This window comes from Vibrio sp. 10N.222.49.C9, assembly GCF_041474985.1.
Classification (GTDB): Bacteria; Pseudomonadota; Gammaproteobacteria; order Enterobacterales; family Vibrionaceae; genus Vibrio; species Vibrio crassostreae_C.
In genome coordinates this window covers 115527-136638 of record NZ_JBFRVD010000018.1, presented here as the reverse complement: position 1 = coordinate 136638, position 21112 = coordinate 115527, and the positions used below count along the sequence as shown (strand labels likewise).

12 protein-coding genes are annotated in these 21112 nt (G+C 46.2%); 5 read left to right on the top strand and 7 right to left on the bottom strand.

From position 1 onward, the window contains the following. Positions 1 to 35 precede the first annotated feature (35 nt). Positions 36 to 3152 (top strand): beta-galactosidase, encoded by a 3117-nt coding sequence (locus tag AB4585_RS07070; RefSeq protein ID WP_372169458.1) that lies wholly within the window; start codon positions 36 to 38, stop codon positions 3150 to 3152. A gap of 172 nt (positions 3153 to 3324) precedes the next feature. Here AB4585_RS07070 and ygjK read toward each other — a convergent pair whose 3' ends face one another. From ygjK to ebgR, 7 genes are all read right to left on the bottom strand, one after another. Next, a complete protein-coding gene (gene ygjK, locus AB4585_RS07065; RefSeq protein WP_372169457.1) occupies positions 3325 to 5718 on the bottom strand; it encodes an alpha-glucosidase in 2394 nt (797 codons plus the stop codon). Between the two features lie 15 nt (positions 5719 to 5733). Then, entirely contained in the window at positions 5734 to 6798 is a 1065-nt protein-coding gene (gene ygjJ / locus AB4585_RS07060) for a protein YgjJ (protein ID WP_004734431.1), read from the bottom strand. Positions 6799 to 7225: 427 nt separating this feature from the next. Next, positions 7226 to 8659, bottom strand: coding sequence for an amino acid permease (locus AB4585_RS07055; protein ID WP_017069519.1), 1434 nt, complete (start codon positions 8657 to 8659; stop codon positions 7226 to 7228). A 574-nt stretch (positions 8660 to 9233) separates the two neighbouring features. Beyond that, the gene (locus AB4585_RS07050) at positions 9234 to 10658 is read right to left on the bottom strand and encodes an amino acid permease (RefSeq protein WP_372154704.1); all 1425 of its coding nucleotides are present in this window, start codon (positions 10656 to 10658) and stop codon (positions 9234 to 9236) included. 142 nt (positions 10659 to 10800) lie between these two features. After that, positions 10801 to 11253 carry a beta-galactosidase subunit beta gene (locus tag AB4585_RS07045; RefSeq protein ID WP_017066026.1) on the bottom strand — a complete coding sequence of 151 codons (453 nt, stop codon included), beginning with the start codon at positions 11251 to 11253 and terminating at the stop codon, positions 10801 to 10803. 3 nt (positions 11254 to 11256) lie between these two features. After that, entirely contained in the window at positions 11257 to 14388 is a 3132-nt protein-coding gene (gene ebgA / locus AB4585_RS07040; RefSeq protein WP_372154705.1) for a beta-galactosidase subunit alpha, read from the bottom strand. Positions 14389 to 14712: 324 nt separating this feature from the next. After that, positions 14713 to 15696, bottom strand: coding sequence for a transcriptional regulator EbgR (gene ebgR, locus AB4585_RS07035; protein WP_017069515.1), 984 nt, complete (start codon positions 15694 to 15696; stop codon positions 14713 to 14715). 393 nt (positions 15697 to 16089) lie between these two features. Here ebgR and galE point away from each other — a divergent pair, with 393 nt between their 5' ends. From galE to galM, 4 genes are all read left to right on the top strand, one after another. Continuing rightward, positions 16090 to 17100 (top strand): UDP-glucose 4-epimerase GalE, encoded by a 1011-nt coding sequence (galE, locus tag AB4585_RS07030; RefSeq protein ID WP_371720860.1) that lies wholly within the window; start codon positions 16090 to 16092, stop codon positions 17098 to 17100. 228 nt (positions 17101 to 17328) lie between these two features. After that, positions 17329 to 18384, top strand: coding sequence for a UDP-glucose--hexose-1-phosphate uridylyltransferase (locus tag AB4585_RS07025; protein ID WP_065584017.1), 1056 nt, complete (start codon positions 17329 to 17331; stop codon positions 18382 to 18384). 238 nt (positions 18385 to 18622) lie between these two features. Continuing rightward, entirely contained in the window at positions 18623 to 19783 is a 1161-nt protein-coding gene (gene galK, locus AB4585_RS07020) for a galactokinase (RefSeq protein ID WP_372154706.1), read from the top strand. Between the two features lie 111 nt (positions 19784 to 19894). After that, positions 19895 to 20974 (top strand): galactose-1-epimerase, encoded by a 1080-nt coding sequence (gene galM, locus AB4585_RS07015; RefSeq protein ID WP_017063325.1) that lies wholly within the window; start codon positions 19895 to 19897, stop codon positions 20972 to 20974. The last annotated feature ends 138 nt before the right edge of the window (positions 20975 to 21112 follow it).

Below are 21112 nucleotides of genomic sequence, written 5' to 3'. Positions count from 1 at the left end.
GTTCACGTTAAACGGCTTTTGGTAAGGAACACGTCATGAGAACTTTCTCTCAAATCATCTCTGCCCGTGAGTGGGAAAATCAACACATCACCCATCATAATGTTGTTGAGGCTCATGCTCCTTTAAATAGTTACACCTCGTTGGTTGAGGCTATGACGAAGAACTCGTCGAGCACTATGTCTCTCAATGGGACTTGGAAGTTTCAGCTGTTCGATTCACCAGAGTTGGTTTGCGAAGAGGTAGTATCGGAACATTTTGATGATTCTTCATGGAAGTCGATTTCAGTGCCAAGCAACTGGCAGATGCAAGGCTTTGATAAACCGATCTATACCAATGTGAAATATCCTTTCGCTGATAACCCTCCCTTCGTCCCTAGCGATAATCCGACAGGGCTCTACCGAACGCGTTTTAACTGCACGGAACCGGAGTTATTAGATACCCATAGGCTGACCTTCGACGGCGTGAATTCTGCATTTCATTTGTGGTGCAACGGCAAGTGGGTTGGCTATTCGCAAGACAGTCGATTACCGGCTGAATTTGACGTGTCTGAATACTTGCAAGCGGGCGAGAACACGCTGGTAGTGATGGTGCTGCGTTGGTCTGATGGTTCTTATCTTGAAGACCAAGACATGTGGTGGCTCAGCGGCATATTCCGTGATGTGACTTTATTGAGAAAGCCCAAGGTCGCAATCGAGGATGTTGGTATTGATACTCAGCTAGATGCTTGCTATCGCGATGCGGTTTTAAATATTTCTACGCAAATAACCAAGCACAGCAATGATGTAGAAAGCTGCTATAAGCTGAAAGCTGAACTTTATGATGCTCAAGGACAGTTGGTTTTCGAACCTCAAATCGTGGGTTTTGGTGAGCGTTATGTCGATGAAAAAGGGCCGTGGTCTGAAGTCGCAGAACACCGCATTTCAGTGGTGAACCCGAACAAGTGGAGTGCCGAGTCACCCTACTTATATCGCTGTGTGGTGTCATTGCTCGATGAACATGACGAGCTAATCGATTGTGAGGCTTACGATGTCGGCTTTCGAAGTGTTGAAATTACCGATAGTTTGCTAAAAGTTAACGGAAAACCGTTGCTGATTCGTGGCGTCAATCGTCATGAACATCACCCTGAATTGGGGCACACCATGACTCGAGAGGGGATGATTCAAGACATCAAACTGCTCAAACAAAATAACTTCAATGCCGTTAGAACCGCTCATTATCCGAATCATCCATTGTGGTATGAACTATGTGATGAGTATGGTCTGTATCTGGTTGATGAAGCGAATGTGGAAACTCATGGTCAATTTCCGATGTGCCGTTTATCCGATGATGCGTCATGGTTGAATGCGTACATGAGACGAATGACAAGGCTGGTGGAGCGCGATAAAAACCACGCCAGCGTGATCATTTGGTCGCTGGGTAATGAATCGGGTATTGGTCGCAATCACCATGCGATGTATCAATGGGTGAAACAAACTGATCCAACACGTCCCGTTCAGTATGAAGGTGGCGGGGCAGATACAGCAGCGACAGACATTTTATGTCCTATGTATGCGCGGGTTGATTGGGATTTACCTGTGGTTGAGAGTCAACCTGAGGTGACACCTCGCGTGGGTATTCGTAAAGCTATCGCTCTACCAAACGAGCATCGTCCTCTTATTCTCTGTGAGTACGCCCATGCAATGGGGAACAGTCTGGGCAGTTTTGATAAATACTGGCAGGCGTTTAGAGACAACCCAAGATTACAGGGCGGATTTATCTGGGATTGGGTCGATCAAGGGATCACCAAAACCGATTCGAGCGGCAAACAATATTGGGGCTATGGTGGTGATTTCGGCGACGAGATTAATGATCGCCAGTTCTGCATTAATGGTTTGGTATTCCCAGACAGGACGGTGCACCCAACGCTACATGAAGTGAAAAAAGCACAGCAGTTTTATCAGTTTAGACTGGTTTCGACTTCGCCTCTGGTGATAGAGGTGCACAGCGAATATTTATTTGTGACCAGCAGCATTGAAACGTTGAATTGGACGGTTACTCAGAATGGTGTAGTAATGAGCGATGGTTGTATCGAATTGATGGTTGGTGCGGGCGAGAGTGTTCAGATAGAGCTCAATGGTGTGACGATTCCTCATACGGCCAACGCGCTTAATTACCTTAATCTCGAAGTGGTATTAAACACCAATACTGCATGGGCGGATAAAGGTCATGTGACGGCGATTGAACAGCTTAGCTTACCTACTCAACCACAATTGATGTTGGATGCTAACCTCTCTCAATTTCCACCGAAAGTGACTGAAACCGACACGCTGCTGACGGTGATTGGTGATGCTTATCAAGTAGAGTTCGACAGATTGTCTGGGACATTAGAAAGCTGGAAAATCAAAGGGGTGGAACAGCTTGCTAGTGGCCTTCGAGATAACTTTTATCGCGCACCATTAGACAACGATATCGGTGTCAGTGAAGCAAACCGTGTAGACCCCAATTCATGGATCGCACGCTGGCAGGCTATGAGGTTAGATAGGCTCACTCCAGAGTGCATCGAATTTTCATCCATCACTCAGAAAAATAGGGTGTCGGTGACTGCAAGAATTGCCCACACGGTGGAAGATCAGGTTCGTTTGTTGTCGACTTGGCAATACCAATTATTTGCCGATGGTGAGGTCAAATTAGATGTGGATGGTCAAGCGGCGAAAGGCTTGCCGTCTCTGCCACGAGTCGGATTTGAGTTTGCTTTGAAGCATGTGCCTGATGGGGTGGAATGGTTTGGTCGTGGGCCACACGAAAACTACCCAGATCGAAAGATGTCCGCACATATGGGGCTATATCAGCAAAGTATTGAACAAATGCATACCCCTTATATTTTCCCATCTGATTGCGGCTTGCGTTGTGATGTTCGTGAGGCAAAAGTGGGCGCATTCGAATTGCAAGGAGACTTCCATTTCTCAGTCAGTCGTTTGGGGTTACAGCAGCTACAGAAGGCAAAACATACTTGTGACTTAACCGAACAAGAACAGCTGTTTGTTTATGTGGATGGCTTCCATATGGGGGTTGGCGGTGATGACTCGTGGACGCCAAGTGTCCATGATGAATTTAAATTATTGAAAGAGCATTACCATTATCAGGTGCGCTTCCATTGTGGTGATATAGGCTAATGTGCAGCGAATAGAGTAAAAGGATCATAGTAGGCCAAATGGTCTAAGTGCTTGTTTTTCGCTTACGTTACTTCAGATATAAAAAAGCACTCAGCGAGAAACTGAGTGCCAAAGCTGGAAATTTATGAGGTTATCTTTTCATTGAATTCCAGAAGACAGGTATAGGTTTGATTTACTCTGCGTCAGTAAAGAAATCGTTGTACAGCATGTACAGGTGAGCCGCACTCCAAGAGAAGTTTGGTGCGCCTTGTTGTTCACCGTTCAATGGGTTGTAGTTCTCACGGATAGGACCGTCTTGCACCAAGCCATCGGCGTGGTCAAAGAACGCGCCTGCCATTTCAATCGCATCGTCACGGTAGCCGTAGCTGTCCATGCCTTTTAGGCCGAAGTAGAATTGGTCTACCCAAACGCGTCCACGCCAGTAAATGTCTGGGCCGAATGCTGGGCTAGAAAGCGCCGCTGTGCCTAGTGGAACGTAGGTGTTGAACTCTTCCGTATCTTTCATCACAGAGACAACTGCATCAGCGTGATCTTGCGTTGCTGCGCCATTGAACAGTGGTGACCAACCTTCAGGGCCTTTACCACGTTCTACAATAGGTTTACCTGCACAGCCATTGGCTAGTGGTTTGTCTTCAATGCGAATGTCGTAGAAGAAATTAGTGCCTTCGTCGAACATACAAGTGTTGATGTAGTTCGATAGGTGCTCTGCTTTTTCACGGAACTCTTTCGCTTCTGCGTCTTTACCTAGAATGTCAGCCATTTCTGCTAGGTACTTGTTATCGCTGTACATGTAGCTTGCTTGGTCAACGGACTCTTGCAGCAATGAATAGCCAAGCAAAGTGCCGTCTTCAGCGCGGTTTTGAGCGAATTCAACATCCCAATCACTGCGCTTGCCACCGTTAGCAACGTACGCGTCTAGCTGGTCTTTATCGATGAAACCGAAGGCTGCTGCATCATCACGACCTGATTCCCAAGACGCAGCGGTTTGAGCTGGGCTCTCGATGTAATCGTAGTTGCCTTCTGCTACCACTTTATCCAGTTCAGCTTGGCCTACGACTGTTTCGTGTTTATCGCCACGAACCACGGTGAAGTACATTTCACCTTCAGGTGTGTTGTGTGCTTTGTCGCGTGCTGCGCCGTATTCTGGAACACCGTTGCCGTTGTTATCACGGTTGCGTAGCCACCAGTCGTGGTAAGCCACTAGCTTTGGATACATCTCTTCTAGCCAAGCTTCATCGCTGGTGGTCTTGTAGACTTCCATCACGGCCCATGCAGCTAGGCTTGGTTTGGTATTACGTTCGTTCCAGTTACCGCCGTCGCCGCCACGTTCTGGGCTTAGGTTGTAAGCCAATAGATCTGGCACGTAACCTTCATCCCAAGGGCGAACAGGATCGTCAGCTTGAATTTGGTAGGCAAACATCGCGCGGATGTTATCTTTCGCTACATCTGGGTTGAAGTGAGCCATTGCGTAGGCTTGCTTCCATGTGTCCCAAGGCCAAGTTTGGTTGCCCGAGAACCAACGCGCCGTCACGGATGGTGTCACAGAGTCAAACTCCATCGCACCTGCAGCGCCACGCCAGTTACCGTTTAGGGTTTCCATCGCTTTAACCGCAACACGCTCTTGCTCTGGTGTCGCGTTCGGGTTGGTTAAACCCATCTCAAGATAGCCTTCCCAACGTTCTGCTGATGCGGCTAAGAAGTCGGTAGGGTTTGCCATGATCTTTTTGATTTCAGGCTGTTCCGCTTGCGCTTCTTCTGCCGTTAGAACATGCGAGTATGTGGTGTAGATAGTCGTCGATGCTTCAATGTTTGCCGTTGAAGTAAACGCTAAACCATCAACCGTGGTTTTCGTTGGAATCGACTTGTGAACTTGGTATTCAGACTCACCAGAAGTCAGTAGATCCCATGTCGAACGAACCTTACCGAAGGTCACCTTTAGGCCATCGTCGGTTGCGACGATTTGACGGTCATACTCAGGGTAAGTTTCAGCGATTGTTTTGTCGGTTTGTGCCACGCCTTCTTTGGCGTGCGTCTTTTCTAGCAGTTCACCATCCCACACTAATTCAACCGGTGAGTCGGTAGTGATTTTTGTTTCTAGCAGAGAGGTACGGTTTGAAGCAAAACGCATCGTCATTTCTACGGTCACATCGTCAGATTTTAGCGTCTGAACCAATGCGCCCGGTAGGCTATAAGCTTCCATAGTGAAAGCCACTTTTTTGCCGTCTTTGAACACGCTTAGGCGGTCGAAGTTATCAGCCATGAAGTTGATATATTCTTCGGTAAGCAGTGCTGTACCTGGGAATCCGCCCATGCCTTCTGCACTGTCTGGCAGCAGATGACCGTGCCATGCACCTAGGTCGAAGAATGGGTTAAAGCGTTGGTGGTCATCGAAGTCGTAGTCACGCATGTATTCAGGTGAGCCAGTACGGTCGATAACGTTCTTAAATTCGTTGGCTTGCAGTTGCTCTGTGTCAGAGCCTGAGCCAGAGATTGAGTTTGAAGCACAACCAGTAACGACAAGGGCTGCACCGATAGCGAGAGCTGCGAATGATTTATTCAGTTTCATGATCAATTCCTGTTATTACCAGTAGAAGTATTGCATTGCGAACACCTGAGCGTCGCCGATTTCAGTGTCGCTGCCTACGCCAAAGCGGCTATCGAAAGCAGTCGCAAACGCGCCGTTGCCGTATTCATACCAAACGCCAGCATTGATGTAAGAGGTGATTTCTTTGTCGCCATTGTCACCGTCAAAGTTTGCGTAGTTGTAGGCTGCAGATAGGTAAACGCCTTGTGCCGCTTCGTACCATGCACTGGTTTGAATACCAGACTCGCTACCGAAAGACTCTTGGTTGCCTTTATCTGTATCGTGCCAAACACGAGTGGCGAAGTTTTTGTACTCAGCACCCAATAGCAATAGTTCACCACCATCGTTGTTACGAACTTCACCACCACCCATTAGGGTTAAGTCGTCGGTCAGATCGTATTGAAGGTAACCATTGACCATGGCGTTCTTATCTTTCCATTGGTCTGCGAAGCTGTCGTATTTACCGAAGTGAACAAGAGCATCGTCTTCCGAGAAGTCAGACTCTGGCGCGAAAGAAACGCTGTAGCGAAGCTTGCCTTCTAGGTTTTGAATCTTCACACCAAGGTGCACGTCTCGCGTGTTTGAGATCGCGTAGCCGTATTCAACCGTAGGGTCACCCCACCATTGAACGTCATCCAGTGACGAGTCCATACGACCAATCATGAATTCTGTTTTATTGTCTGTGCGGTAGCCAGCGTAAAAGCGGTTGAAACCACCTTCAAAACCGCCCCAGCCGTGGCCCGTTGCCCAAGCATTGCCTTCGTCATCGGCTTGTACTGTCCAGCCCTCCATATAAGCAAGACCAAACCAATTACCGTGCTCGATAGCCAAGCCAGCTTCAATGTAAGTACCGTCTGCGTAGCGGCCTTTATCATCACCTTCGAGTGCCACGTGACCACCAAGGCCAAGCTCACCATAAAAGTTAAATAGGGTTTCAGTTTCTGTCTGAGGAGGCTGAGTATCACTGTGGTTTGCTGCGGACTCTTCCGCGTGGGCAGTGGTACTTAAGGCAGCAAGAATACAGCTTGTAATAAGAGTGTTTTTAGTAAAACTACTTTTCATTTTAATCACTTCTGTGTCGGGGTTATAAATGAAGGTTCGCAAGCAGTTCTGACTTCTAATATGGGGTGCTCTTCAAGGCGTATTGGTCAGGTTACTTACGATCGCAAAACCAATATTAATGATAATTTTGATGTTTAAAATTAATTAAGTTTAAAAGTGTGATCTATTTTTAGTAAATATTTACTTTGTTTTTATTTTGACTTTCAGTTGAATTTGCAGAGGTATGGCTAGGGTTGTAAGTATTCGGGAGGTGAATTGTTTGATGGGTGGTTAGATTGTTGGTTCGAATGTTTTGATTCTTGAATGGCTTTGATTTAATCGAGATGGTTAGTGGAAATGTACCGACAAATAAAAAGGCACTCACCAAATGTGAGTGCCTGAAGTTTAAGTCAGAGTGCCCGAAGTTTAAATCAGAGTGCAGGGTAAACTAAGCGTTCGCCGGTTCAGGTTTTGCTTCTAGTTTTTTCTCTTCTGGAGATAAGCTTTTTTCATATTTTCCGTACTTCCACCACGCGTAGCCAAGGAAGATAACAATCCCGCCTACGTTGTAGAAGATGATGGTCATGATGTCAGCACCTGTTGGGAAGGTTGACGCAAAGAAGCCAACAGTGAAAATGCCGATCAGAATCGAGACCACGGTAATGCCTGTCATACGTGAGCCCATTCTGAAATCACGAGGTAAGTGATCCAACTTCAAACGTAAATTAAGGTACGCGATCATGATGAATAGCGGTGGCAACATCGATGCTGCAGCTGTCATGTTGATAATGGTACTCATCAGATCTTGAACCGTATCGGACGCCAGTGTCGGAATGAACATCAGTGGAATCACAATCAAGAACTGAATCCAAGCCGCACGCTCTGGAACGCCTTGTTTGTTTAGAGCGACCGTTTTCTCACCGAAGATACCTTTAGGGATTTCAGAGAAGAAAATCTTAACGGGTGTTGCCGTCCACATCAGCAGAGAGCCCAGCATCGCCGTGAATGAAACCACACCAACGAAACGGTTCATCAAGATTTCAGACAGGCCAAAGTGTCTTGCTAGCCCTTCAAATACCTGAACTGAGCCGCCTGTGAATTTAAGCTCTTCACGCGAAACAAACACGTTTGCTAACACAGATCCTACCGAGTAAAGCGCACCGATGAAGATACCGGCAATGATGATGACTTTAACGAAAGACTTGTGACCGCCTTTGATGTCGTTAACGTAAACTGCGACCGATTCTGCACCGCCTGCCGCCATGAAGATCCAAGTGATTACGCCAAGGAATGCCCAGTTGAAGCTTGGTGTCATGGCTTCAATGGTGATTGGGTCAGCTGGCTCGATACCGCCTACCAAAGCACCGCCAGATAGCAAGATGTAAGACATCGTTAGCAGCAGCATCAGTGATGATGTTAGTGAGGTGATAGGGCCCAGTAATTTCGCACCGTTATTCGAGATATGAGTCGCGACCGCAAACAAAATAGTACTTAGAATTGCGGTGGTCATTGGCGTGAATATGTACTCAAAACCTAAGAACGCATACGACGCGTAAGCGATGATTCTAGGGAGCAGAGAGGTGAAGAAGAACAGGTTAACAAACCAGTAGGTGTAAGCTGAAATAAACGCCCAGCGGCCGCCTAGAGAGCTTTTAACCCAAGAGTAAACACCCGCTTCAGAGTCTTTATTCAGTGACACAAACTCTGCAACGATCAAACAAAATGGCACAAAGTAAAAGATGGTTGCTAGAAAGAACATCGGAGCCGAGGAAAGGCCGATCTCGATGTTGTTATTAATGATGTTATTGAAGCTGTATACCGCCGCGAAGGTCATAGACAGTAGGGCAAATTTGCCTATCGTACTGCGTTTATTTTCGGACATGATGTTCTCCGGTGAATCACGTTGATGATCGTTATAACTTGGTCCTAGAGAGGGAAGCTCTAGGCCGCACTTTTATTGTTATGTTGGTTTGGCAAACACCCGCTTTGTTTTGTCAGGGTTGGCTCATTGTTGTTTTTATAGATTTACGATCGGACTTCTTTGGGATTTTTTTCTTTGGTATTTCAGTAAACTTATTACCAAAACAAAGAGTTAAAGATTAAGAAGTTCATTGAAGAGATTGCTTGTTTCATGAGCGACGATTTATAAGGCGTGTAGGGGCTTTTTTGTCGCTTTCTTTATATGAATCAGTTTGTCTCTTCAGCAAGAAGATTAAAGATTAAGCGGCGGGAAGTTAATCGAAATTGATCAAATATGTGACCTTGAGTAAATAAATTTAGTTAATGTTTTACCTTGGTTTTTATTTGAGTTTTATTACCTATTAATTGGTGTTTTTCGTGAACTGAAACCTTGACGGAACGCCGTTTTTATTTTTGGGGTTTTTATTTTAATTATCTGATTTAAAACAAAAAAAGCGCCAATTAAGGCGCTTTTAACTAGATGTATAGATTCTGGATTACGACTGCTTAGCCGTTTCTAGCTTTGCTTCTTTACCTGCTTGCTTCTTTTCAAAGCGAGAGATCCACCACCATGCGATACCAGAGAATACCGCTGTCATGAAGACGTTGATGAAGAAGGCTTGAACAAGGTCAACACCTGTCGGGAATGCCGATGCTGTCATGCTCACAATGAAGATACCAATCAGTACCGATACTACTGCAATACCTTGAACTCGAGTACCCATGCGGAAATCACGCGGTGTGTCGTCGTGTTTCAAGCGGAATACAAAGTAGGCCACCATGATGAAGATTGGCGGTAGCATTGCGGTACCTGCTGTTAGATTGATTGCTGTATTCATCATGTCTTGTACAGATTCAGAGCCGAAGCCGTTCACCACAAGCATCACGAATACAAACGCGAACTGCCACCAAGCTGCACGTACTGGCACGCCGTGTTCGTTAAGCTCTGTTGTCTTCTCGCCGTAAACACCTTTAGGGATTTCAGAGAAGTGAATTTTTACTGGAGCTGCTGTCCACATCATCATCGAACCGAACATAGCAACGAATAGGATAATACCGACGAAGCGACCCGTTAGAGATTGTGAAATGTCGAAGTAGTTCGCCATACCTGTGAAGATTTCAACCATGCCGCCAGCGTAGGTCAGTTCATCACGAGCAACGAATACGTTTACTAGAAGAGAGCCCACTGCGTACATTGCGCCGATTGCGATACCTGCACCAATGATAACCTTGATGAAAGACTTGTGACCGCCCTTAACATCGTTTAGGTAAGCGGCTGCGGTTTCTGCACCACCGGCTGCTTGGAAGATCCAACACATGATACCTAGCGTTGCCCAGTTGATGGTCGGTGTCATTGCTTCAAGCGTGATTGGTTCTACTGGCTCATGGTTGCCGCCCAGTGCCATTAGTGCACCGATAACGTAGATTGCAAACAGAGCGAATACACCGTAGGCCACGATCTCGGCAATCTTACCTAGCCAGCTCGCGCCTTTGGTTGAGATGTGAGTTGCTGCAGCAAACAGAGCAATCGAGATAGCCGATGTGACGACTGGCGAGAAGGCGTATTCATAGCCCAACATCGCGTAAGACGCATAGGCGATTACGTTTGGTAGCAGGGATACAAACCAGAAAAGGTTTACGAACCAGTATAGGAAGGAACCTAGGTAGGCTGCTTTTGAGCCTAGTGGTTTTTTTAGCCAGTCATACATGCCTGACTCAGAATTTTTATTTGCTGATACGAATTCAGCAATGATGAACACGAACGGAATGAAGTAAATAAGGGTCGCGAGCAAAAAGATAGGGGCTGAACTCAATCCCAATTCGATGTTGTTGTTTACAATGTTGCGAACGTTAAATACCGCTGCAAATGTCATGGAGAGTAGGGCAAATTTGCCTAACTTACCGCGTACAGATTCAGACATAGTGTCCTCCGAGGAATCACGTAATTATAGTCGTTATTTCTCAATGCTTCCTTGTAGGGAGGAAGCATTGAGGCTTTGTTCAGCATGTTGGAGCCTTGAACGGCAAGGCTCGATACATACTGTGAATAGATAGCGTTATTGTTTATTTATTGAGGAAGTAACCGTCTTCAATGGTCACTTTCAGTACCACTTTTCGAACTCGGTTATCACCGTGGAAACGGTAAGCCTGATTGTTGTCAAAGATCGCCACTTGGCCTTCAGCTAGCTCACGAGTTTCACCGTTCCCCATTAGGTGTTCGCGGTCGGTTTCATCGCTATAAGCTTGGATCTGCTCTAGCTCTGATTTCGCTGCGAATTCAACCGTTTCACGGCCTTCTAGGTAGTAGTGCACGTCGAAGTAACGACGATTACCGGTGAAGTTTTCTGTGTTACGAGCCACACCGTCTTCAATCATGTAAGCCAGTGAATCACCAATTGAATACATCACGCCATCTTTGATGTTTCCGATGTTTTCAATCGCTTCTACACAGCGTTGCCATTTACGACCATCGCGGTAGACGACTTTAAATTGTTCTAAGTTCTCTAAAACGATCATCGCTTATGCCTCGTTCAGTTGTGGTTGAGCTTTTGGTGCATTCACCGTAAAAAACTCATCGCCAAAGTTGTGATTGATTAGGTGCTGCGCATCGCAATCGCCTGCTTGGAATGGAATCAGAGTTAAACCGTAGCGGAACTCGTCCATGTAAACGCGGTAAGAATCGAGCACTTCGCTGCCCCAAGAGTTAGAGCCTAAGCCCATCACTTGGTGATCTAGGTTTAACGTGATGTAACCGCTTTTCTCTAGCTCAATGGTGTGTTGTGCTTGGTGCAGGTTTTGGTTGGTGTAGAACCATGCGCTGAAGTTGATTTCTTGCTGTGGTTTTACTGCAATACCATTACCCGCGCGGCTTGAAAGCGCAGCCCAACGAACGTGTTGGCGGTTGCCGTTGTTCTGTGGGAACGGGTAGTTCTCGAACATGTCTGCAACGGTTGATTGGTACACATCAATCATGTTGGCTTGCTTGCTGTCTTGGTAGTTCTCTTCAGGGCCGCGTCCGTAATATTGGACTTGGTCGAAGTCGCCGTTGATGCCCATATCAAAACCAATCACAGGAATTACATGAGGGTACTCACCGTAACGTTCGCCGCTTAGCTCAACGTTCAATTGGCCTTCAGCATTAACTTGGTAGCGATATTCACAACGCATGCCGAAATCGAATACTGGTGGAGCAATGATGCTGGTGGTGGTGATCTCTACCTTGCCATTTACCTGTTCAACGTTAACGCATTCAAGGTCAATGCTACGGAAGTGCTCCTGCATAATTTGCAAGTGTGCAGGCTCCCAGTAACCATCGTGCTCTTGTTTATGGTTATCGATCATTGGCTTGAAGAAGTTGATTCGTGGTTCTGACTTAATCATCTCTTCGCCATTGACCAACCATGACGTCAGCTTGCCGTTCACTTTCGAGAAGTTCAGTGCGAAGTTGTGGCCTTTGATTAGGTAAGCTAAACGAGACTCTTCCACATTCAGTGCTGTCGCATTGTTGTTAGTGAAGGCTTCTAGCTGTGCTGTGTTCTCTTTCACTTGGAATTGATACACCGCGATGTCGTGGTTCGCTTCGCTGTAAGGCGTACGAGAATCCTTGCGCACGGTAAAGTTCACAAACACTTCGCGCTCATCAAGTTGTGGCAAGTTAAGTGTCAGTTCACGGCTAGAGTTTTCAGCCAGCTCTTCAACCTTGATGTGTTGCACGGCAATGGTTTCACCCTCAGCGCGGACTTCCGCAGTGATGGTGTAGTCATTGATGTTTGAGAACCAAAGCTTGTTGTCTACCGTGAAGGTGCCGGTTTGTGCATCGAAATCGCGAAGCTTCACTGGGGCAATCACTTGCTTGTACTCTTTCAAGCCAGGGCCTGGCGTTTGGTCTGGGTAGATCAGGCCATCCATGCAGAAGTTGTAGTTGTTCGGATAGTCACCGTAGTCACCGCCGTATTTGTAGAATTCTGTGCCTGCTTCATCACGCGCTAGAATGCCGTGGTCACACCATTCCCAAACATAGTGACCTTGAATTGCATCGTGCTTGTAGAACACGTTTTGGTATTCGGTTAAGCCACCTGGGCCATTACCCATTGCGTGTGCGTATTCACAGATAATGCGTGGTTTTTCGTGTGGGAATTCACCGAAGGCATTCATCAGTTGGGCACGTGAGTACATGGTTGAAATGATGTCGACCACTTCAGCATCGCGGTCTTCTTCATAGTGAACCAAGCGGGTGTCATCAATCGCTTTTGCCGCATCGTACATAGAGCGGATATTGCAGCCGTAGCCTGATTCGTTACCTAAAGACCACATGATGATAGAAGGGTGGTTCTTTTGAGCGTGGATATGACGTTCGATACGTTCAACAAACACCGCTTCCCATGCTGCATCGTTAGTGATGCGGCTTAGGTCGCCAACGTTAGCAAAGCCGTGAGTTTCGACATCGGTTTCACCCATCACGAACAGGCCGTAGATGTCACACAGTTCGTAGAAACGTGGGTCATTCGGGTAGTGCGCAGTACGTACTGAGTTGATGTTGTGTTGCTTCATCAACACCAAGTCTTTCTCTACGCGATCCATGCCAACCGCACGACCTTTTAGGTGGTCGTTGTCGTGACGGTTTACACCGTGCAGCATCACGTATTTGTTGTTGATGTAGAACAGACCATCGCGAACTTTAATGTCGCGGAAACCAACGCGTTGTGGAATCACTTCCAACACCTTGCCGTCAGCGTCTTTCAGCGTAAGCAACAGTTGGTATAGGTAAGGGTTTTCAGCGTTCCATTGAACAGGGTTAACCACATCAATAGAGAATTGAGTATCTACATTGCCACCAGTCTGTTGGTTAGGAACAGTTAAGTTATCTACTGAGCCTTGCGAGATAACTTGGCTGCCATCAAGCAATGCGTACTCAAGGGTTGCGTTTACCGCTGCTGCTAGGTTTTCTAGTTCCACTTTGCACGACAGAGTAGCGCTTTGGTAAGCGTCGTCGAAGTCAGTGCGAACGGTAACGTCTTGAACGTGCAGCTGTTCTTTGCCCACTAGGTAAACGTCACGGAAGATACCGCCCGTCCACCACATGTCTTGGTCTTCAATGTAGGTAGAGTCGGCCCACTGCATCACTCGAATAGAAAGTAGGTTGTTGCCTGCTTTTACCTGGCTAGAGATATCGAACTCAGCGGTTAGGCGGCTGCCTTTGCTGAAGCCCACGTACTCGCCGTTTACGTAAACTTCGAAGTAAGTTTCAACGCCATCAAATTTGATGATGGTTTGTTTCTCGTCCCAGCTTTCGCCAAGGAAGAAAGAGCGTTGGTATGCGCCGGTTGGGTTGTCTGATGGTACGAAAGGCACATCAATTGGGAATGGGAAACCTTCATCTGTGTATTGAAGATCGCCGTGGCCTTCCATTTGCCACATGTTTGGAACCGTGATGTTTCCCCAGTCGCTCATTTCCTGAGAATAGAACTCTTCAGGAACCAATAGCGGATTGGTGAAATAGCTGAAATTCCATTGGCCACTCAATAGTTGGAAGTGGCTGCTCAGTTCACGCTGAAACGTTTTTGCATTTTTTTCTGATGCGTACGAGAAGAAGTATGCACGCGGTGCCATACGGTTCTCATGTAAGTTCAGGAAGTTTTCCCAGTTGTTCACGTTGCCTCTCTCTCGGTCTGAATGCAGTTTGCTGACCGACGTTCTTATGCGTAATTGGGTCGTAGTGAATACGAGTATTTTTGGACTGAGGTAATTATTAGTAAAAGTTTTACTAAATGAAATTGGTGAAAACGTTTTACTTTAACTTCATCACGTTTTTTTTGGTCTTTTTACGGTGCTGTGTGATCCACTTAAAAGAATGCTATTGGCTGATTTACGCAGTAGGTTAAAGAGGGAGATATGTGTCGATTGATGTATGTGACGGGCACAAAAAAGGCCACCTTCAACAAAGGTAGCCTTTATTTATGTACTTGATATGTTTAATTATTTTGTTGTATCGCGCAGCTTAAGTTTGCTTGGTACATAGACGCGTAACGGGATGGTTCGGCCGTCGCGTACTTTTTCAATCAGCAGGTTAACGCCTTGAATTCCCATCAGTTCAGAGTGAATACGAACCGTTGATAAAGATGGGAAGGTAAATTTAGCTGTTGGGATGTCGTTTACACTGATCAGCGCAATATCTTCAGGGATGTTTAATCCGTGCTCATGAACTGCTCGTAAAACGCCAATTGCGATGGAATCTGACGCAATAAACATGGCTTTAGGGTAGTCGCCCGTCGCGAGCATCTGTTTTGCAAGCTTGTAACCTGATGAGCTAGAGAAGTCACCACGGTAGATGTCTTGCTCACTGACAACGTTCTTGAGGCCACCATATTCAGCAAAAGCGACTTCACGAATATCAGGGGTATTGACGTCGTCTTGGCCACCAATAAAGCCGATGCGCTCATAGCCTTGGTTGATAAAGAAGTTGGTGATCTCTTTGCTGATCAAAGCCAGGTCGATATCGACAGAGTCATAAGGTTCTGAGTGATCGGTAAAATCGACATAACAGATATTATCGCTCAGCTTTTTAGCTTGCTCGATAACCTCTGGTGTCATTCTACCCACCAACAAAACACCTGTGATTGGTGCTGAATTGATCTGTATTTTACTTTCATAACAGTTGGTTAGCTTAACTTCCATCTTTTCACATTGGGTTTCAATCCCGTGGCGAATCGATAGGTAGTAAGGGTCGTTAACCTCTGCTTCTTGCTTGTAGTTATACAGTGCTAGAAAGTGATGGTTTTGTTTTTTACTGCTAACGGTTTTTCGTGAGCTGCTGGTTTTGTATTCCAACTTCTCTGCAATTTCAAAGATACGCCTTTTGGTCTCTTCCTTGACGCTTAATGTTGGATCTTCATTGAGAACCCTTGAAACTGTAGCCAATGATACATTCGCTTCAGTCGCGATATCTTTTAACGTTGCCATACTCACTTCCTGTTATTGGAACATTGCGCTGCTTTGAAATTGGTATTTAGTAAAAAAGCAATGCACCTCTTTATTCTACAGACCTATTGTAATCAAACTGGACGTCATTGCATTAACTTTTAGTAAAATAAATGCTCAACTCATCTGTGATGTCTCAAATCTAACTGTCTATAATTATCTTATTAAAATTCAATGAATTAGAGGTTAACAGCTATACGTTCTCTCTATGTCATGATCAGTTCCAATGATGAAAGTTAGTGTAAACGTTTACACTTCGTGGTTTTGATCACAGAATTATAGTCAAAATGGCTGCTACTATTTCTGACATACGGTGCTACTGAGCTGAATGTCAGTTCGAGTTAGCCCACGAATGACGACAAAGAGAGGTTGATTGTGAAAGTACTGGTTACGGGCGGCATGGGTTACATCGGAAGTCATACATGCATTCAAATGATACAGGCAGGTATGGAGCCGATCATTGTTGATAACCTTTGCAACAGCAAAGAGCTAGTGCTGAAACGAATCGAATCGTTAACTGGCAAGCGACCAACGTTTTATCTTGGCGACATTCGTGACCAATCTTTTCTAGATGGCGTGTTTTCAGAAAACGATATCCAAGCGGTGATTCACTTTGCTGGCCTGAAAGCGGTAGGGGAGTCGGTGGCTAAGCCTTTGGAGTACTACGATAACAACGTTAATGGTTCACTAGTGTTAGCTCGAAGCATGAAGAAAGCGGGCGTGAAAAGCATCGTATTTAGTTCTTCGGCTACCGTTTACGGCGACCCGGAAGTAGTGCCGATTACTGAAACTTCACCGACCGGCGCGACAACTAACCCTTATGGTCGCAGCAAATATATGGTGGAAGAGTGCTTGAGCGATCTGTTCAACGCGGAGAACGATTGGAGCGTGACTTTACTGCGTTACTTCAATCCAGTCGGCGCACATCCATCGGGCACTATGGGTGAAGACCCACAAGGTATCCCAAATAATTTAATGCCGTTTATTGCTCAAGTAGCCGTCGGTCGCCGTGAAAAACTGGCTGTTTTTGGAAACGATTACCCAACAGTCGATGGCACAGGCGTTCGTGACTATATTCATGTAATGGATTTAGCGGACGGTCACGTCGCAGCACTAAAAGTGGTTGGTGAGAAAGCGGGCTTACACATTTACAACCTAGGTACGGGCAAAGGCTCAAGTGTACTCGAGATGGTTGAAGCCTTCGCACAAGCATCGGGTAAACCGGTTCCTTATGAACTTTGTCCACGCCGCGCTGGTGACATTGCCGAATGTTGGGCAAGTACTGAAAAAGCAGAGCGCGAGCTTGGCTGGAAGGCGACGCGTAGCGTGATGGAGATGACGGCGGACACGTGGAATTGGCAGTCGAATAACCCACAAGGTTACTAAATAACTTTTAAATTATTGAAAAAATAGAGATTCCAGATATCTCGCACCTCGATTCTGGAATGACGGATGAGCATAAGGCTATGAAGTGGTTGCCTTTGCACAAATAGCACAACGAGATTACACGTCATTCCCTACAGCGAGGCACGAGCGTAATAGGGGATCTCCTTGTAGAAGAATTATTCATCTTGGTGAATTGACCAAGACACAAAATTTGAGAGCAATCTAAACATGTCAAAAGTTGAATTTAACCCAGTAGACCACCCGCATCGTCGTTATAACCCATTAACGGGTCAGTGGATCTTGGTATCACCGCACCGAGCAAAACGTCCTTGGAGTGGCCAAGATGAAAAACCATCGACCGCGCAGCTTCCTGCGTATGAGAAAGAGTGTTTCTTGTGCCCGACCAATACGCGTATCTCGGGCGACGAAAACCCAGATTACGACGGCACTTATGTATTCAGTAATGATTTCGCGGCCTTGATGCCCGATTCGCCTGACGCTCCAGAGTCTGAAAACCCTCTATTCAAGACTCAAGGTGTTCGCGGGTTGAGCCGCGTGATCTGTTTTTCTCCGGACCACAGCAAAACGCTGCCAGAGTTACCAGTAAACAAGATTCGCGGTGTTATCGACACATGGAATGAACAGATTGAAGAGCTAGGTAAAGACTACCTATGGGTTCAAGCGTTTGAAAACAAAGGCGAGACCATGGGCTGTTCTCAGCCACACCCACACGGTCAGATCTGGGCAAACAGCTTTTTGCCCAACGAGATTGAACGCAAAGAGAAACTGTTAAAAGAGTACTTTGAACAACAAGGTTCGAATCTTTTAGTGGATTACGTTGAATCTGAAATGAAAGACGGTTCTCGCACTGTGGTTGAAACTGAACATTGGATCGCTGTGGTGCCTTATTGGGCTGCGTGGCCATTTGAAACCATGTTGCTACCAAAAACACACATCCGCCGTATGAGCGAACTGACTGACGAACAACGTGATGATCTAGCGCTTGCGATTAAGAAGCTGACTAGTCGTTACGACAACTTGTTCCAGTGCTCATTCCCTTACTCAATGGGCTGGCACTATGCGCCGTTCTTCGAAGAAGGTACGGACATCGATCACTGGCAACTGCATGCATTGTTCTACCCGCCGCTACTACGCAGCGCATCGGTTCGTAAGTTCATGGTGGGCTACGAAATGTTGGCTGAGTCTCAGCGTGATTTAACCGCAGAACAAGCGGCGCAGCGTCTTCGTGATTTGAGTGACGTTCACTATAAAGATCAGGAATAGCCTGTTTCGTAGATAACGAGTGAGATTCCTGATATCTCGTCCCTCGATTCTGGAATGACGACAGGTGAGAAGCCCATAAGTTTAAGAGCTTAGAAGTATAGAAGTATAGAAGTTTAGTCGCTGATGTTGTCATTCCCTACCGTGAGAGACGAACGATATAGGGAATCTAAAAGAATTAAAGTGGTGCCGTGAAGGGCCATAACCAATTGAACAAAGAGTTTAACCAGAGAGTTTACTTATGTCTGACCTAATCCAAAACGTGAAAGCATCTTTTGAGCAAGTCCTTGGTTACCAAGCGACTCATATTATCCAAGCACCAGGTCGTGTGAACCTGATCGGCGAGCACACTGACTACAACGATGGTTTTGTTCTACCGTGTGCCATTAACTACCAAACGGTAGTCGCCGCGGCTAAGCGTGACGACAACATTGTTCGCGTAGTATCAGTGGACTACGGTAATGCAGTCGATGAGTTCGATTTAACTCAAGAGATCACATTCCAACAAGACAAGATGTGGGCTAATTACATTCGTGGTGTGGTGAAGTGCTTAAAAGGTCGCGGCTTTGAATTTACAGGTGCAGACATCTCTGTAACGGGTAACGTACCTCAAGGTGCAGGTTTAAGTTCTTCTGCGGCACTTGAAGTGGTGATTGGTCAGACATTTAAGGTGCTTTACAACTTAGAGATCACTCAAGCAGAAGTAGCATTGAACGGCCAGCAAGCAGAGAACGAGTTCGTTGGCTGTAACTGCGGCATCATGGACCAAATGATCTCTGCAGAAGGTCGTGCAAACCATGCGATGCTATTGGATTGTCGTAGCCTAGAGACTCAAGCGGTTTCAATGCCAGAAGATATGGCTGTGGTTATCATTAACTCAAACAAGAAACGCGGCTTAGTCGACAGCGAATACAACACACGTCGTGAACAGTGTGAAGAAGCGGCGCGCATCTTTGGTGTTCCGGCACTTCGTGATGTGACCATTGAGCAATTCAAAGCGAAAGAGTCTGAATTGGATGAAATGGTCGCGAAACGTGCTCGTCACGTGATTACTGAAAATGACCGTACTGTTGAAGCGGCTCAAGCTCTACGCACTCATGATATGAAGCGTATGGGCGAGTTGATGGCTGAATCGCATGCATCAATGCGTGATGATTTTGAAATCACGGTGAAAGAGATTGATGCGCTGGTTGATATGGTCAAAGAAGTGATCGGTGAACAAGGTGGCGTGCGTATGACTGGCGGTGGTTTCGGTGGTTGTATTGTGGCATTGGTTCCACCTGCATTGGTTGATGAAATCAAAACAACCGTTGAACAGAAATATCAAGCGGCGACGGGGCTAAAAGAATCTATTTATGTGTGCCAAGCGAAAGACGGAGCAGGCTTAGTTGAAGTAATCTAACGGCTTCGAGACTTAATATAGAGCTTACCAAGTAAAAAGATCATGGTAGGCCAAATGCTAAAGCCTTTACTTCAGGTAGAGGCTTTTTACTGGCACTAGAAGGAATTTAGAATGACACAAGAGCAAAACCTGCATCAATCCATGGCGCAGACTCCAGCCTATGATGGCCAACCCGCTCAGTTAGTGACGCTATCAAATACGCATGGGATTCAAGTGACATTCATGGATATTGGTGCAACATGGTTGAGCTGTATCCTGCCAGTAAAGGGAAACAAAAGAGAAGTGTTGTTGGGTGTTAACTCAATGGAGAACTTCGATAAACAAGCCAGCTATATGGGCACAACCGTTGGCCGTTATGCTAACCGCATTGCTAATGGTCGTTTCAAAATTGATGGTCAGAATTACAAGCTGGAAACCAACCAAGCGGGCAATACCTTACATGGTGGCCCGAACGGATTTGATAAACGCCGTTGGAATATTGCCGAGCAAACCGAAACGTCAGTGGTGTTCAGTCTAGAGTCTGCTGATGGCGACCAAGGATTCCCGGGGAATTTGAATGTGTCGGTACGTTATGACATCACCGAAGACAATCGAGTGTCCATTAATTACTCTGCAACCACAGACAAGCCGACTGTAGTCAACCTAACGAATCATGCGTACTTCAATCTACTTGGCGCTGAAGCTGGACACGATTGTTTGTCACACATTGTCAGTATCAATGCTAATCAGTTCTTACCGACCAACTCGGTGGGTATTCCGTTAGGTAACCTTAAATCAGTGAAATCGACCAGCTTTGACTTCAATCAGCCTATGATGATCTCAGAGCGTTTGTTGGGCGATGAACAGCAGAAAGCAGCAAAGGGTTACGACCACTCTTTCTTATTGGCTGATGGCTGCAAACGCACTCAATGCGCCGCGACCGTAACCTCACCGGATGCGCTCGTCACACTAAAAGTATTTTCAACCAAACCTGCGATGCAGCTATACACCGGAAACTGGCTTGGTGGCACACCAAACCGAAGTGGTGGCAGCTATGAAGACTACGCTGGTTTGGCGCTAGAAACCCAGTTCTTACCTGACTCTCCTAACCACCCAGAGTGGAAGCAGGACAGTTGTATTCTCAAGCCTGAACAAGAATATAACTACAGTACCTGTTACCAGTTTGAATTTTCGGGGGATTCTTCAAACTAGTACGCTCTAGCTCAAAGCGGTTACGTCAATATCTTTTGTTTGTGAATAGGACGATGTGAATTATCGCGTTGTTCTTGGGGGATGAGCAAAAGTGGCGCTCAACAAGAGTGCGGTTTATTAAGCGCAATTGTTGAGTAT